Source organism: Dyella sp. 01N448 (assembly GCF_056399225.1).
Window position 1 is genome coordinate 598,866 of the sequence record NZ_JBFTQX010000003.1, and the last position, 15,172, is coordinate 614,037.

Annotated in this window: 13 protein-coding genes; 8 read left to right on the plus strand and 5 right to left on the minus strand. The window is 65.2% G+C overall.

What is annotated here, in order from left to right; genetic code table 11:
• Nucleotides 1-103: 103 nt before the first annotated feature.
• Both AC1DKY_RS06865 and AC1DKY_RS06870 read left to right on the plus strand, forming a co-directional pair.
• Nucleotides 104-1,135, plus strand: a complete 1,032-nt coding sequence (locus AC1DKY_RS06865) for a phosphoenolpyruvate carboxykinase (ATP) (RefSeq protein ID WP_441604562.1) — start codon at nucleotides 104-106, stop codon at nucleotides 1,133-1,135.
• Between the two features lie 149 nt (nucleotides 1,136-1,284).
• Nucleotides 1,285-2,997, plus strand: coding sequence for an ATP-binding cassette domain-containing protein (locus tag AC1DKY_RS06870; RefSeq protein WP_441604563.1), 1,713 nt, complete (start codon nucleotides 1,285-1,287; stop codon nucleotides 2,995-2,997).
• On the opposite strand, the gene AC1DKY_RS06875 is transcribed toward AC1DKY_RS06870, so the two are convergent.
• Nucleotides 2,994-3,509 (minus strand): hypothetical protein, encoded by a 516-nt coding sequence (locus AC1DKY_RS06875; protein WP_441604564.1) that lies wholly within the window; start codon nucleotides 3,507-3,509, stop codon nucleotides 2,994-2,996. The genes AC1DKY_RS06870 and AC1DKY_RS06875 overlap by 4 nt on opposite strands.
• Before the next feature lie 366 nt (nucleotides 3,510-3,875).
• Between AC1DKY_RS06875 and AC1DKY_RS06880 the strand changes: the two genes are divergently transcribed.
• Nucleotides 3,876-5,012, plus strand: a complete 1,137-nt coding sequence (locus tag AC1DKY_RS06880) for a response regulator (protein WP_441604565.1) — start codon at nucleotides 3,876-3,878, stop codon at nucleotides 5,010-5,012.
• Nucleotides 5,013-5,021: 9 nt separating this feature from the next.
• Nucleotides 5,022-9,155, plus strand: a complete 4,134-nt coding sequence (locus AC1DKY_RS06885; RefSeq protein WP_441604566.1) for a response regulator — start codon at nucleotides 5,022-5,024, stop codon at nucleotides 9,153-9,155.
• Between the two features lie 4 nt (nucleotides 9,156-9,159).
• On the opposite strand, the gene AC1DKY_RS06890 is transcribed toward AC1DKY_RS06885, so the two are convergent.
• Nucleotides 9,160-9,624, minus strand: a complete 465-nt coding sequence (locus tag AC1DKY_RS06890; protein ID WP_441604567.1) for a hypothetical protein — start codon at nucleotides 9,622-9,624, stop codon at nucleotides 9,160-9,162.
• 195 nt (nucleotides 9,625-9,819) lie between these two features.
• Between AC1DKY_RS06890 and AC1DKY_RS06895 the strand changes: the two genes are divergently transcribed.
• Together AC1DKY_RS06895 and AC1DKY_RS06900 are read left to right on the plus strand one after the other, a co-directional pair.
• On the plus strand, nucleotides 9,820-10,308 hold the full coding sequence (locus AC1DKY_RS06895; RefSeq protein WP_441604568.1) for a DUF6496 domain-containing protein: 489 nt from the start codon (nucleotides 9,820-9,822) through the stop codon (nucleotides 10,306-10,308).
• A 53-nt stretch (nucleotides 10,309-10,361) separates the two neighbouring features.
• Nucleotides 10,362-10,592, plus strand: coding sequence for a hypothetical protein (locus AC1DKY_RS06900; RefSeq protein WP_441604569.1), 231 nt, complete (start codon nucleotides 10,362-10,364; stop codon nucleotides 10,590-10,592).
• 70 nt (nucleotides 10,593-10,662) lie between these two features.
• Here AC1DKY_RS06900 and AC1DKY_RS06905 read toward each other — a convergent pair whose 3' ends face one another.
• Entirely contained in the window at nucleotides 10,663-11,208 is a 546-nt protein-coding gene (locus AC1DKY_RS06905; RefSeq protein ID WP_441604570.1) for a DUF4142 domain-containing protein, read from the minus strand.
• Nucleotides 11,209-11,679: 471 nt separating this feature from the next.
• On the minus strand, nucleotides 11,680-12,219 hold the full coding sequence (locus AC1DKY_RS06910; protein WP_441604571.1) for a carboxymuconolactone decarboxylase family protein: 540 nt from the start codon (nucleotides 12,217-12,219) through the stop codon (nucleotides 11,680-11,682).
• Nucleotides 12,220-12,349: 130 nt separating this feature from the next.
• Between AC1DKY_RS06910 and AC1DKY_RS06915 the strand changes: the two genes are divergently transcribed.
• Nucleotides 12,350-13,282, plus strand: a complete 933-nt coding sequence (locus AC1DKY_RS06915) for an AraC family transcriptional regulator (protein WP_441604572.1) — start codon at nucleotides 12,350-12,352, stop codon at nucleotides 13,280-13,282.
• Here AC1DKY_RS06915 and AC1DKY_RS06920 read toward each other — a convergent pair.
• Nucleotides 13,279-14,217, minus strand: a complete 939-nt coding sequence (locus AC1DKY_RS06920) for a GlxA family transcriptional regulator (protein WP_441604573.1) — start codon at nucleotides 14,215-14,217, stop codon at nucleotides 13,279-13,281. The genes AC1DKY_RS06915 and AC1DKY_RS06920 overlap by 4 nt on opposite strands.
• Nucleotides 14,218-14,353: 136 nt before the next feature.
• Here AC1DKY_RS06920 and AC1DKY_RS06925 point away from each other — a divergent pair, with 136 nt between their 5' ends.
• A complete protein-coding gene (locus AC1DKY_RS06925; RefSeq protein WP_441604574.1) occupies nucleotides 14,354-15,157 on the plus strand; it encodes an SDR family NAD(P)-dependent oxidoreductase in 804 nt (267 codons plus the stop codon).
• The last annotated feature ends 15 nt before the right edge of the window (nucleotides 15,158-15,172 follow it).

Sequence of the window (15,172 nt, forward strand, 5' to 3'; positions counted from 1 at the left end):
CACGTGAGTGCCGGGCAGGGACGCAGGGGTTGCGGGCTGTTTCGAAAATATTTCGATGTCGCCGCGTGAAGGCTTGTGCTATCACAGCGCCGCAACCCTGCGAATGAAGCTCATGGCCGCGACCTTGGACCTCCTGACGGGCGATCTCAGCCCCGATCCCTTCCTCGAACGGATGCCTGAACGGTATTCGATGGACGTCCATGTGCTGGGCGGCCATTTCCATTTCACCAGCGACAGCGCCGCGCTGATCGACGTGGTGGCGACGGCCTATGCGGGCCTGCCAGCCCACGCGCTGCCGGTGGCGTCACCGGGCTTTCACGTCGAGCTGCGACTCGCACCTGCCGGTGCCGGGCCATCGACGGAGGATCTCCCGCCGGCGCGCATGCAGTCGGGGGCTGGTTTCCTGTGCGGCGTGATGGACGCAAACAACTATGCGGTGCTGTTTCCCGAACAGCGCCGGGCGCTGGTGGTGGCCTCCGCCGATCAGCTGGTGCGTCCGTATCACCTGCGTTATGAGCTGATCGAATTCGCCGTGTTCACGCTGGCCACGCGTGCGCTTTCACTGGCGCCGCTGCACGGCGCCTGCGTGGGCTGGCACGGGCGGGCTGCGCTGGTGATGGGCAGCAGCGGTGCGGGCAAGTCCACGCTGGCCTTGCACAGCCTGCTGCGGGGCATGGACTTTCTTTCCGAGGATGCGGTGTTCGTGCATCCGCCAAGCGGAAAGGTCACCGGCGTGGCGAACTATCTGCACGTGCAGGCGGACGCCCTGCGTTTCGTCGACGAGCAGCGCCTGCGTGACTGGATCGGGCAATCGCCCGTGATCCGCCGCCGCAGCGGCGTGGAGAAGTACGAAGTGGACCTGCGCCATGGCCACGGTCGGCTGGCGCCGGAGCCGCTGGAGCTGGCCTGCGTGGTGTTCGCTTCGGCCCGGTCGGCCGATGATCCGCAGGCCTTGGTGCAGGCCATTCCCGATCACCAGATCGAAGAGCGCCTGCGCGCGGAACAGCCCTACGCGGCGTCGCAGCCAGGGTGGGACGCGTTCGTCGGCGCGATCCGGCGGCGTGGCGCGTACGAGCTGCGGCGTGGCCGTCATCCCGCTGACTCGGTCGACGCCTTGATGCAGCTGTTGGGCTGACGCGACCGCCGCGGCATGCAACCTTCCATGCCCCGCCGCGCACCCATGGGCATGGGAGCTGAAGCGGATCGAGAGGTTTTTCTGCACTGTCATCAGGTGCCACCTGTGCCGCGACGGGCGCGTGTAAGAAGTCGTGTGGTTGGTTAGTCATGCAGAACGCAACCGCACGATCGCATCAGCAGTTACGTGGCCTGTCGCGGCCTTTTTTTGCCACGCTCGCCAGCCTCGGGGCTGGCGGCATCGCGTGGTATGTCGCGTTGTCGCTGGCCAGCGCGCTGATCGGCAATCTCGCTGCGATCTGCCTGGTGCCGCTGGTCGAGCCGGGCCAGCCCTTGCCGTCGGGTTTTGGCTGGCTGGTGCGCGGCCAGGCCGATACGCAAGCGGTGGCCTTCCTGGTGGCGTCAGCACTGTTCGCCTTGCTGCGTTGGCAGGCTGCGCGCGTCGGTGCGCGCCTGAGCGGGCGTTATGCGATGACGCTCAGGCAGACGGTGCATGCCCGTCTGATCGATGCACGACTGTCGTCGTTGTCGGATGCCACCTCGGCCGAGGTGGCCAATGTGCTCACCTACAATATCGAAGTCGTCACCCAGGGCTTCAACGCGCTATTGCAGTTGCTGGTAGCCGGCATGACCGCGGCCGTGACGCTGGCCATGGCGTTGTGGTTGTCGCCACCGCTGTTGCTGGCGGTTCCGTTCGTGCTGGCTTTCGGCTTGATCGCTGCTCGCATCAGCAGTCGCGAGCAGGTGGTGGTGAGCCGGCAATACGTGGCCGATCTCACGCGCCTGTTCTGGTTGAGCGAGGATTTCCCGCGGCGCTGGCGGCATATCCGCTCCTTTGGGCGCGAAGACGCCGAGAAGGCCCATTACGCCGATATCGCGCAGCGGCTTGGCCGCGGCTATCGACGTCAGCAGGAGTTGATCGCGTCCGGTCGGCTCGCGCTGGAGATGCTGGCAGCGCTCGGTATTGCGTCGATCTTCCTGATCGCCAATCGATGGCACGGCGTGGACCGTGCCGCCCTGATCGCGGTATGCCTGTTGCTGGGGCGTCTGCTGCCTTATCTCGTCTCCACCCGGCAAGGGTTCCAGCAGGTTCGCTCTTCCATACCGGCGTTCGAACTGTGGCTTCGCCATGTGGGCATGGCTGCGGCCAAGGCACCGCAGGCGGCCTCTTCGGCACGCTTGAACGAGGCCCTGCATATCCATCAGCTTCGGCTTGAGGCGCCCACGGCGCTGGACTTGCGCGAACTCACCCTGGTGCCCGGTGAACTGACCCTGGTCTGCGGCGATTCGGGCATCGGCAAGAGCAGCCTGGTCGATGTGCTCGCAGGCATGGTGACGCCCGCCATGTTCCGTGCGAGGGTCGGCGGCAAATCCATCGACTTCGCCAGCTACGCCGCACTCGTGCGCAAGTCGGCCTATGTGAGCCAGAGCGTGCGACCGTGGCAAATCACCGTGCGCGAATGCCTGTTGTGGGCCGCGCCGGATGCCACGGAGGCGATGATGCTGCAGGCGCTGGTCGACGTTGGCCTGGGCAAGCGCCTCGCCGATGCATCCACCGCGCTGGATACGACCTTGAACAGTTCGTCCAGCCGCCTGTCTGGCGGCGAGCTGCAGCGCTTGCTGCTGGCCCAGGTGCTGCTGCACGGGCCGGCGATCGCGCTGCTGGACGAGGCCACCAGCGCGCTGGATGCGGAGTCGGAACTGTCCGTGCTTTCCGTGCTCAAGCGCCGCTTGTCGCAAACGGTGCTGATTGTGGTATCCCATCGCGCCGGCGTCGCCGCGGTAGCCGATCAATGCCTGGCGATAGCCGAGGGCAGCGCCACGGTGACGGTGGTGGAAGCCCGGGACGCGGCTGCTTCCTAAGAACCACCCAGCGCATTCGGGTTGGGCGGCAGCGGGCCGAGAAACATCGCGCGCAGCCGCTCCACGCCGATCACGCGCGCCAGTTCGGCAAACACGCAGTAGTTGAAGATCAACACCAGCAGCAGGATCTGGATCGCCCAGAAGTGTGCCCAGTTCATGCTGGCGACGAGCTGGTGATTGGCGGCGGAAAGATCGTGCGTGTCCTTCCAGAACTCGTGCAGACGCTCCAGGTAGTGGATGAAGGTGGCGACCACGGTGTAGATCACGGTTTTCCATGCCGCGTTCCAGATCAGCGGTTTTTCCGGAAAGCGGTTGATGAAGGGCAGCATATTGGCAAGCAGCACCGCCTTGCCCAGGATCAGCGCGGAAATGAGCACCGTGGCGAAGGTGGGCAGCGACAGGCCGGTTCCCCGTGTCAGCAGCGCGCGCACCAGCAGGACGATATTGAGCATGACGAAGAAGAAGATGGTGGGCGGCAGCATCTTCAACATTTCGTGTTTGATTTTCGCCATGGTTCCCATGCTGTTCTCCGCCGATGCGCCAGGCCGGGTGGGGTCGGGGATCACCTGCGCCGGAGGCGTCCCGCGAAGCGTAGACCCGGGCTATTTCATACGCTTGGATACACAGGGTGCTAGCGAACATCTACGTGCATATGACTAAGTAATTTCCCCTAAGTAGATGCAGATCTGGCGAGGCTCACGCAGAGGACACGGACCTACGCGCGATCTTCACGTCGGTTGCGCGCTTATTCCGGCTGGGAAACCAGCGCGCACGTCGCGTCTTTGCGGCATCGGCAGGGTTCCCCGCGGGGGATTGGACATGCCTTATGGCCTGCAACCACGACGACTCATCACACCGCATGCGGAAGGAGCGTTGCCATGGGTGCGACTGGCGTGACCGGCATCCCCACCGTATTGGTGGTGGACGATGCCCCCGACAACCGGATGATCCTGTGCGAACTGCTGACGCCGCTTTATCGCGTCATCGAGGCGCCGGACGGTGAGACCGCCATGCACATGGCCGCCGCCGAACAACCGGACATCATCCTGCTGGATGTGGTGATGCCGGGCATGTCGGGCTTCGATGTCTGTCGCCAGCTGAAGTCCCATGGCGAGACGCGCGGCATCCCCGTGATCTTCCTGACGTCGTTGAACGCGCCCGAGGATGAAACGCGCGGGCTGGTGCTGGGCGGCGTCGACTACATCACCAAGCCGGTGAATCCGCCGGTGGTGATGGCGCGCGTGGCCAACCATCTGCGCCTGCGGGCGGCGGCGGATTTCCTGCGCGACCAGAATGCCTTTCTCGAACAGGAGATCTCGCGCCGCACGCGCGAAGTGACGGCCATCCAGGAGGCCACCGTGGTCGCGCTCACCTCGTTGGCGGAGACACGCGACAACGAAACGGGCAATCACATCCGGCGCACGCAGCATTACGTGAAAGCGCTGGCGGACAAGTTGCAGGATCACCCGCGTTTCGCCGCGACGCTGGATGAAGTCACGCGCCAGATGCTGTTCCAGTCGGCGCCGCTGCACGACATCGGCAAGATCGGCATACCCGATCGCATCCTGCTCAAACAGGGACGCCTGACGCCTGAAGAATACGAGATCATGAAGACGCACACGACGCTGGGGCGCGACGCCTTGCAGCGCGCCGAAGAGCGGCTCACCACGCCCGTGTCGTTTCTGCGCATCGCCAAGGAGATGGCCTATGGCCACCAGGAGCGCTGGGACGGCAGCGGCTATCCGCAGGGGCTCAAAGGAAATGCGATTCCCATCTCGGCACGCCTGATGGCGGTCGCCGATGTCTATGATGCCTTGATCAGCAAGCGCGTCTACAAGCAGGGCATGACGCACGATGCGGCGGCAGCGGCGATTGCCGCCAAGCGCGGTATCGATTTCGATCCCGACATCGTGGATGCCTTTCTTTCCATCCAGGACACGTTTCGCGGTATAGCCCATCGTTTTGCCGATGACGAGGCCGCCCACAGTGGCTCGGCGCATCACCTGGCGACCTGACGCTACGCCATGAACGCGCTGCTCGAACGCCTGCAACGCCTGTCGCTACGTCGACGACTGCAGCTGGGGTTTGGCGGCATCCTTCTGCTGATGACCTTGCTGAGTGTGTACAGCCTTGGCGTACAGCATCTGCAGAAAGAACAGATGCGCCGGCTCTACGAGCAGGACATGCAAGGCCTGCTGCATATCGAGGCGGCACGTGCCGCGCTGGCCGACATGGGGCAGGATCTGCGCGAAGCCGTCTTCATGCGCCAGGGTCCGGCGCGCGCGGAGGCGCTGTACCAGCTGGCCGGAGCGCATACGCTGGTGCGACGCGAAATCGAGCTGGCCAGGACCAGGATCTACCGCGACGCCATTGTGCGCAGCCTGGCCGAGTTCGAGCTCGCATTCTCCGACTATGAGCGGCGGGTGGATACCATCGCCGAACTGCTGGAAACCAAGGCGGACAGTGGGCGCTCCGCCGCCGATCTGATCGTGTCGCCGGAATTTCAGCGCGCCGACGAAGCGGCCAAGCATGCGCTTGAGCGCGTTGAACGCCTCAAGCGGGAAGGGGCCGACGACGAGGTCAAGAACGCCAATGCCCGCTACCTGTTCGGCGTGCAGCTCACGGTCTGGTTGCTGATCCTGGGACTGGTGGCCGGCGTGCTGTTCGGCAGCCTGATCAGCCGCACCATCCGGCGACCCGCCGCCGCCTTTCGGCGCGCACTGGATTCGTTGAGCGCCGGGCAACTGGATATCGCGGTGCCTTATACGGAGTATCCAAACGAAGCCGGCGAACTGGCGCGCGCCATCGTCACCTTGCGGGACGAGGCGCGGCAGATGGCGGCGCGGCGCTGGGTGAAGACACACGTGGCAGCGATCGCCGGCGAGCTGCAATCGCTGACCGGGATGGATGCGCTGGCCGATCGCTTCCTCTGCGCACTCGCGCCCCTGCTGGCGATCAACCATGGCGCGCTCTATATCTTCGAACCGGGCATGCAGCGACTGCGTTTGACAGGCAGCTATGCCGCCGCCGATGCGCGCGAGTTCGTCATGCTGGGCGAGGGGCTGGTGGGACAATGCGCGCTGGATGGCAAGACGCTCAGCCTGCGCGAGGTGCCGGCGGACTACCTCAAGATTGCCTCCGGCCTGGGCGGCACCAGGCCCGCCCAGCTCGTGGTGATGGCTATCCTGCGCAACGATCGACCGCTGGGCGTGGTGGAACTGGCCAGCCTGTCGCCATTCGATGAGGCGCAGCTGGAACTGCTGGACGAATTGATGCCGCTGCTGGCGATGAACGTGGATCTGCTCGAGCGCGCCGCGGATCTGCGCAGTCTGCTCGCCAAGAGCCAGGAGCACGCCGAACTGGCCGCGCGGCAGGCCACCACGCTTTCGGAGAAAACCAGGGAGCTGGAGGCCACCCAGCGCGCCATCGAAGCCGCCCGTGCGTGGTATCGCGGAATCATTGAATCGGCACCCGACGGCATGATGATCGTCGACCAGGAGGGGCGCATCCTGCTGGCCAATCCGCGTCTGGAGACCATTTTCGGCTATGCCAAGGGCGAACTGGACGGCGTGCCGGTGGAACAGCTCGTGCCTGCCGGCATCCATGGGAAACACCGGGGGCTGCGCGGAGCGTTCTTCGCCGAGGGCGTCAGCCGCAAGATGGGTCGAGGCAATGTCGATCTGCGCGGCAGGCGCAGGGACGGCAGCGAGCTGTCGGTGGAGATCGGCGTGTCGTTCCTGCCCGAACTGGACGGGCAGGGCCGTTGCGTCTGCGCCGCCGTGCGTGACGTGAGCGAGCGTCGGATGATGGAGATGGCGCTGGTGCAGAGCCAGGAGCGCCTGCAGACCATCCTCGACAACTCGCCCATCAGCATTGCGGTCTCCACGCAGGGACGCATCTGCTTTGCCAATCCGAAATTCGTGGAGACCTTCGGCACCGGCCTGGGCGACAGTACCGCGCCGATCTACGTGGAAACCGCGGCGCGCGCGCATATCTGGGCGACGCTGGCGCGGGAAGGCTCGGTGACCAATGAAGAGATCCGCATGCACGATGCGCAGCGTCGCGAACGCGACATGGTGGCGACGTTCCTGCCGATCGATTTCGACGGCGAAGCGGGCGTGCTTGCCTGGTTGCTCGATGTCACCGAAGCAAGGGCGGCCGAAGCGGCCATCCGCCACGCCAAAGAAGTGGCCGAGGAGGCCACACGGGCAAAGAGCGCCTTCCTCGCCAATATGAGCCACGAGATCCGCACGCCGATGAACGCCATCATCGGCATGAGTCATCTCGCGCTGGAGTCGTCGCAGGATGCCAGGCAGCGCGGCTACCTGGAGAACATCCATCGATCCGCGGAAAACCTGCTGCGCATCATCAACGACATTCTCGATTTTTCCCGTATCGAAGCCGGTGGCATGAGCCTGGAGCGGGTGGCGTTCAATCTGGACGACGTGATTGGCCAGGTCGCCGGCATCATCGGCCTCAAGGCGCAGGAGAAGGGCCTGGACTTGCTGTTCGAATACGGCGCGGGTCTGCGCCGTTACTGGATCGGCGATCCGCTGCGGCTGGGACAGATCCTGATCAACCTGGGCAACAACGCGGTGAAATTCACAGAGCACGGCGCCATCGTGGTGGGCATCGAGCAGTCCGGCGCGGAGGGCGATGAGGTGATCCTGCACGCCCGCATTCGCGACACCGGCATCGGCATGACGGAGGAACAGTGCCAACGCATTTTCCATCCCTTCGTGCAGGCCGATTCGTCCACCACGCGAAAATACGGCGGCTCCGGACTGGGCCTGGCGATCTCCAAAACACTGGCGGAAATGATGGGCGGCACGATCTGGGTCGACAGCGCGCCGGGACAAGGATCCACCTTTCACGTCGAAGTGCGCGTGGGCGCGGCGCCAGAGGGGGCAGGTGAGAGGCCGTGGCTGGCGCCGGCAGGTACACGGCTGCTCGTCGTCGAAGGTGGCGCGGTGACGCGTGCCGTCGTCGCCGGCATGGCACGCAGGCTGGGCTTTGAGGTGGATGCGGTGGCGAGCGACGAGCAGACGCAGCAGCAGCTGGCGGACGCCAGGGACGCGGCACGCCCGTACAGCGTCGTGCTGATCGATGCGCGCTTGCCCGGCTTCCAAACCGTCATCGACAAACTGAAGCAACCCGCGCACGCGACGGGCGCGGAGCAACTGGTGGTGATCGCCTTTGTCCAGGGCGACGACGCTGCCATCGCCCATGCCATGGAGGTGGATGCACGCCTTGATGTGCTGACCAAGCCAATCACGCCGAAGGGCTTGCGCGAGTCGTTGCGGAACGCGCTTGCGCCGGCCTTGGCAGGCTCAACCCAGATGACGGCTCATCCGTCGCAACCTGAGGCCGTGTCGCTCGCCGGTAGCCGCGTGCTCCTGGTGGAGGACAACGATCTCAACCGCGAGCTGGCCACCGAATTGCTGCGGCGCGCGGGCATCGAAGTCGTCACGGCCGGCAACGGGCGCGAAGCGCTGGAGCGCCTGAGGCAGGATGCCGATGTCGACGGCGTGCTGATGGATTGCCAGATGCCGGTGATGGATGGCTACGCCGCGACGCGCGCCATCCGTGAGCAATTGCACCTCACCGCCCTGCCCATTATCGCGATGACGGCCGACGCGCTCGCTGCCGATCGCGAGAGGGCGATCGCGGCGGGCATGAACGACCACATCGCCAAGCCGCTCGACATCCGCCGCATGTTCGCCACCATGGCGCGATGGATCAAACCGCGTCACGCGGAGTCTGCATCGCCTGGGCCTGGCGGGGAAACCGTGGTGGCCTCGGCTGTGCTTCCCGGCATCGATCAAGCGGCGGGTCTGCGCACCTGTGGCGACAACGCCTCGCTGTATCGGCGGCTGCTGCACCTGTTCCTCGAGAGCAACGCGCACTTCGAGCAGTCATTCCATCAGGCGAGGCAGGGGGACGACGCGTCTGTGGCCTATCGCATGGCCCACACCCTGCGTGGATCGGCCGCCAACATCGGCGCGATCGATGTCGCCGCGGCCGCCGGCGAGTTGCAGCATGCTTGCAAGGAAGGTGCGCCACCAGAGGAGGTCGAGCGCCTGCTGAACAAGCTGATGAAGGCCCTGGGTCCCGTGCTCGATGGCCTGTCCCGATACGACGCGCCACCGGCGAGCTGATGACTCAATGCAGGCGCGGCTTGCCTTGCTGCGAGGCAAAAATCGCGCGATCCACGTCTGTCTGGCTGCCCATGGCCTGTTCCGGCCACAGCGACGCATCGTCTTCCCGCAGCGATTCACCGGGAAGCACGTGCACGTCGACAGCGTGCAGACCACGCAGGATGTCCGAGACTTCCTCGATCTGAGCATCGTCATCGATTTCCACGCTGAGCACCGCGAAGCCGATCTCGACCGCCGGCGGCAAGCTGGCGGGTTCACGCAGATGATGTTGCTTGCCTTCGCGTTCGCCGCGGTGGCTGACGCGCGACACCACGCTGGTCGGCGCACTGGCGCTTGCCGCGCACCCACCCACGCTTTCATCGCACTGGACCACACCTTTGCGACGAGGAAGACCGCGCGACATCAGTTTGTCGAACGCGGACGCCGCGCCGAACTGATTGCTGAACTTGGCAACGATAAGGGCGCTCATGGCTCTCTCCCGCGGGGATGGCTCGGCTCGCAAAGCCTTGCATGACAGGTGTTAACCGGGCGATGGCGCGGCGTGACCGGCAGGGCATCAGCATGAGTGTCCACTGAATGTTTTCCCTTGATGTGCAAAAGGATGACGCCAGCTGCACATCTCGTGGCTTAGACGTTTAGACACACTCGAACAGGAGTCCGCCCCATGCCCGAGGCAAAAACGCGCAAGGCCGTTGCGCGCGATAAACGGCAAGGAAAATCGGCCGGCACGCAGGCTGGCGAGTTCGTGCGTGAAGAGATGGAGCATGTGCGCAAAGGCAAACACGGCGCACGCTCGGCCAAACAGGCCATCGCCATTGGCTTGTCCAAGGCCCGCCGCGCCGGCGTGAAAGCGCCGGTCAGCAAGACCGCCAGCAAGGCCACGCGCAAGAAAGCCGCGCAGGACGAAACCGCATCCAAGCATCGCCGCAAGACCTCTACCACCCGTTCGCGCGCCACCAGTGGCGCGTTGAAGAAGGAAGGTCATGCGGCGGCATCCCACACTGCCTTGTCCAGGCAGGCCAAGAGCAGTGCGCGCAAACGGACCAGCGCATCGCGATCGGCGGCAGCCAGGAAGGCCGCGCGTACCAAAGGTGCAGCAGGCCGTTCCGCCGCCGCCAAGAAAGCTGCCCGTACCCGCAAGGCGCGTGCGTGAATCACTGCGCATCGCGTCAAACTCAGTTGAACCAACGCCCATGGAGGTAAGACATGGTTTTCCCGACCCGCAAGGTCTGTGCGCCGCTGTTGCTCGCTTTGCTAGCCGTTGCCGGCTGCAGTCACCAGGGTGACGACAGCGCCTCGCCGCCGCCGGCACCCGCCAGCTCCGCAGCGCCATCGCCGGCGATGCCCGCCACGACGCCGTCGCCCAGCAGCACCGCGATGACGCCCAGCCCGGCGTATCCGCAGAGCTCACCGGCTCCGGCTGCGTCTACGCACTGACGGCGCCCAAGCCATGACCACGCGATCCCGTGGCGCGGGATCGCGTGGTTTGCTGCTGCCGTGCGACAGCTCAGGGCGTGCTCAAGGGCTGGCCGGGCGACAAGGCCTGGGCCATTTCCAGGTGATGCTTGAGCGTGGGCAGTGTCTTGCCGGCGAAAGCGGCGACATCCGGATCGCTGCTGTGCGAGGCGGCATCGAACAGTTCGATGGCCTTCTGGTGTCCGCCCACCATGGCCGAGGCATAGGCTTTGTCGAAATCACTGCCGCTCAAGCTCTGCAACTTGTCCATGACGTCAGAGGGCTGCGGCTGCAGCACCACGTTGGCGTGCTTGCGATTGGCCAGTGCCGCCAGTTGCTTGTTGGCGGCGGTGTGATCCTTCATCAGCTGCTGTGCCAGGGCCTTGGTCTGGGGCGAGGACGCTTTCTGCTGCGCCAGTTGCGCCATCTGCACTTCGCCCGCGCCATCGCTCGATGCCTTGGTGAAGAACTCCTGGTCCGACACCGGGCTCTTGGCCGACGGCGACGCGCCCGATGTGGCGGCCTGTGCCCACAGGTCGTTGCATACCGGCACGGAGATCAACAATGCCGCGGCGATGATGAGAGAGGTTTGTTTCATGGCTGCCACCTTGATCCGCAGGGGAGTGGCGTCGACCGTAGTGCCAGCGCACTCCCGGACGTGTGACATCGGTGTGTGCATCTTCTTGTCGCGCATATACCGTTGTCCAAACGCTGGATTCACATGCGATGGACACACCAGACGTCGCAGTGAACCTATCGAAACGGCAACGCCTTGCTGACGCGGCCGTGACCTATGCAGGGGCGGGGAAGCCTACGCTAGCGTTTTCCAACACGGGAGCTTGGCTATGCCGACCGGTTTCCAATGCGCGTATCCACCCTGCCAATGCTATGTGGAGAAGCCGGGTGAGTTCTGCAGCTCCCATTGCCGCAAGGCGCAGGCTTCGGGTCACATCGAGGGCCAGTGCCATTGCGGTCATCCCGCCTGCATGGGCCGATCCGAAGAGGACCAGGACGGCTCGGCCATCTGAACCGGCACGGCCGCGATCAGGGTCGCGGCCGTGCCCGTGCGTTACGCCGCTTTCGGGAAGTCGAGCACCGTGTCGTTGACGCGATTGACCATGTTGGTGAACAGGATCGCGCTGATGGCGAGGATGGCTTCCACGATCTGGCGATCGCTGTAACCGGCGTTCTTGACGCGATCCACGGCGTCGGCGGACAGCGTGTTGCTGGTGGTGACCAGGGTCAGCGCAAACTTCACCAGCGCATCGATCCTGGCGTTGCCTTCCAGCCCACCCTTGCGCAGCTGCATGATTTGCTCGGCGGTGTAGCCGGCCATCTTGCCGGTCGTGGTGTGCGCGGCCAGACAGTAGTCACACTGCGATGCTTCGCTCACGGCGAGGTTGATCGCTTCCAGTTCCAGCGCGGACAGCTCGCCTTGCTTCAGCACGGCATTGGTCTGCAGCACGTTGGCCAGCACGTTTGGTGCGCTGCTGCCGACCGTGGCATAGGCGTTGGGGACTTTGCCCATGGCCTTCTTGATGCCGGCGAACAGTGCGGCAGAGGCTTCAGGGGCGTCGGCGATATTGTTGATCGTGGTGAGACGGTTCATGACATGTACTCCGAGATTGAGTTGATGAAACCGGTGTGGGAGAAGCTTGACCGTGTGAAAATGATAGGAACGACGGCCGCGCTGGTCCGCACACGCGCGTCTCAACCTCTTGCTCCGGAGTCTCACCTCGATGGATGGCCTCGATCGCCTGGTCCATGCCATTGCACCCACCGGTTCGGTGGAGTTGCAATGCCGCTTTGCCGGGGAGTGGACGCTCGATCACCCGCCGTTGCCGCCGAACCATTTGCCCTACCACGTGATCCTGCAGGGCAGCGCCGAGCTGGAGATCGACGGCAAGACCACCGCACTGGCGCCGGGCGACGTGTTGCTGTTTCCCTATGGCGACGCGCACATCCTGCGCAGCGCCGTGGCAGGCGCCGACGGTCGTCGGCCTGAGCTGGAAAACCGCCGCCGCTCGCAGGGACGCGTCACCCTGATTGAACATGGCGGCGAGGGCCCGGCACTGGACATGTTGTGCGGCCAGTTCGAGCTGTCGGGTGCGACGGACGCGTTATGGACGGGCTTGCCCAAGGTGCTGCATGTGCGCACTGATCGTCGCGATGCGCTGCTGGGCCTGATCCAGGTATTGCGCGATGAAGCGGCGCGCGTGCTGCCGGGCGGCGGCGCGGTGGTCGAGATGGTCACTGGCGCGATGTTCACGCTGATCCTGCGCAGCATGACGGCGAGCGGACATCTGCAGCTGGGCATACTCGGCCTGCTGGCCAATCCAAGGCTGGCCAACGTGGTGGATGCCGTGCTGAAGGACCCGGCGCAGGCGTGGACGCTGCAGAGCCTGGCTGACCTTGCGCATATCTCGCGCGCCAGCTTTGCGCGGCACTTCAGCGAGATCAGCGGCATGACGCCGATGGAGTGGGTCAATGGCGTGCGGCTCGCCGTGGCCGCGCAATCGCTGCGCGCTGGCACCTTGTCGGCGGGCAGGGCGGCCGAGCTCGCCGGCTATGCCTCGGAAGCGGCTTTCACGCGCGCCTTCAAGACGCGCTACGGCGCGCCGCCCGGCGCTTACGGCCGCATGCACGCCCGCGCTGATCGACCCGCATCCTAGGCCGTCGCCAGCTCGTCCGCTTCAGGCAGCGATGACTGTCGCCGGATCGCCTGCGGCGGCTGCCCGAACGCGCGCAGGAATGCGCGGCGCATGCGTTCGCGATCGGCGAAACCCACTTCACGCGCCACCACTTCGACCGGATGGCGCGTCTGCTCCATCATCAGTCGCGCCGCCTCGATGCGCAGATGCTCCACCGCTTTCGCCGGCGATTGCCCGGTTTCCGCGCGAAACGCGCGGCTGAACTGGCGAGCGCTGAGGTTGGCGGCTGCCGCGAGCTCTTCCACGGACAGTGCCGATTGCAGATGGCTCTTGGCGTAGGTCAGCGCGCTCTGGATGCGGTCCGATTTGGGTTCCAGTTCCAGCAGCGTGGAAAACTGCGATTGTCCGCCTGCGCGCCGGTGATACAGCACCAGCTTGCGCGCCACCTGGCGCGCCACTTCGGCGCCCAGGTCCTTCTCCACCATGGCCAGCGCCAGGTCGATGCCGGCGCTCATGCCGGCCGAGGTCCAGATCGGCCCGTCGATGATGAAGATGCGGTCTTCTTCCACCTGCACCTTGGGAAAGCGCTCGGCCAGGTCGCGCGCGAGCAGCCAATGCGTGGTGGCGCGGCGTCCATCGAGCAGGCCGGTTTCGGCCAGCAGAAACGCGCCTGTACAGATGGCAGCGATGCGTCTTGTGCGGGCGGGCGCCTCACGGATGAAGTCGAGCAGCGCAGGCGTCGATTCGGGCACGCCCACGCCGCCGCAGATCAGCAAGGTATCGATCGGCTGCGCTGAAAACGGTTCGCTCTGGGTGGCCATGCCGAACGAACTGCGGATGGTGGCGCCGGTTTCGGACAGGAAACGCACGTCGTAAACCGTCTCGCCCAGCTCGATATTGGCGAATTCGAAGGCCGAAGCCGCCGCCAGGCTCATCGCCTGGAACTGAGGAAACATTACAAAACCAATGACTTGCATGGCTCGGCCTCGCTATGGCCTAAAAGGTGGCATATGCGACATTTAAGTCTTCAAGCGCAGAGCTTACAACGTTCTCCAGACGCCGGCATCCCGCCGGACGCTGTGGAGTATCGATATGACGACGCAAACCAAGGGCACCGCCCTGATCACTGGCGCTTCCTCGGGCATTGGTGCCATTTACGCCGAGCGCCTGGCTCGCCGCGGCCATGACCTGATCCTGGTGGCGCGCAACCGCGAACGCCTGGCCGAGCTGGCGCGCCGCCTGACCGACGCGACCGGCCGCAGCGTGCAGGTCTTTCCCGCCGACCTCAGCGAGCCCGCCGATCTGGCCAAGGTGGAAGACTTGCTGCGCACCGATCGCAGCATCACCGTGCTGGTGAACAACGCCGGTTTCGGCGCCGCCACGCCGCTGCTGCAGTCGGATGTGGCGCGCATGTCGGAGATGATTTCGCTCAACGTCAACGCACTCACGCGCCTCACTTATGCAGCGGTGCCGGGCCTCGTGGAGCGGGGCAATGGCACGGTGATCAACATCGCCTCGATCGTGGCGGTGGCGCCGGAACTGCTCAACGGCGTGTACGGCGGCAGCAAGGCCTATGTGCTCGCCTTCACCCGCTCCCTGCAGCACGAGCTGGCGGACAAGGGCGTGCGTGTGCAGGCCGTACTGCCGGGTGCGACCGCGACGGAGTTCTGGGACGTGCTCGGCCATCCGGTCAGCAACCTGCCGCCGGCATGGGTGATGTCGGCTGCCGACATGGTGGACGCGGCGCTGGCAGGCCTGGACCAGGGCGAAGTGTTCACCGTGCCGGCCTTGCCCGATGCGGGTGACTGGAGCGCCTATGAAGACGCGCGCCAGAAGTTGATGCCCAACCTGTCCCATTCGCAGCCCGCGTCGCGCTACGGCGTGGCCAAGGCCTGAAGCGGCGTGCGGGGA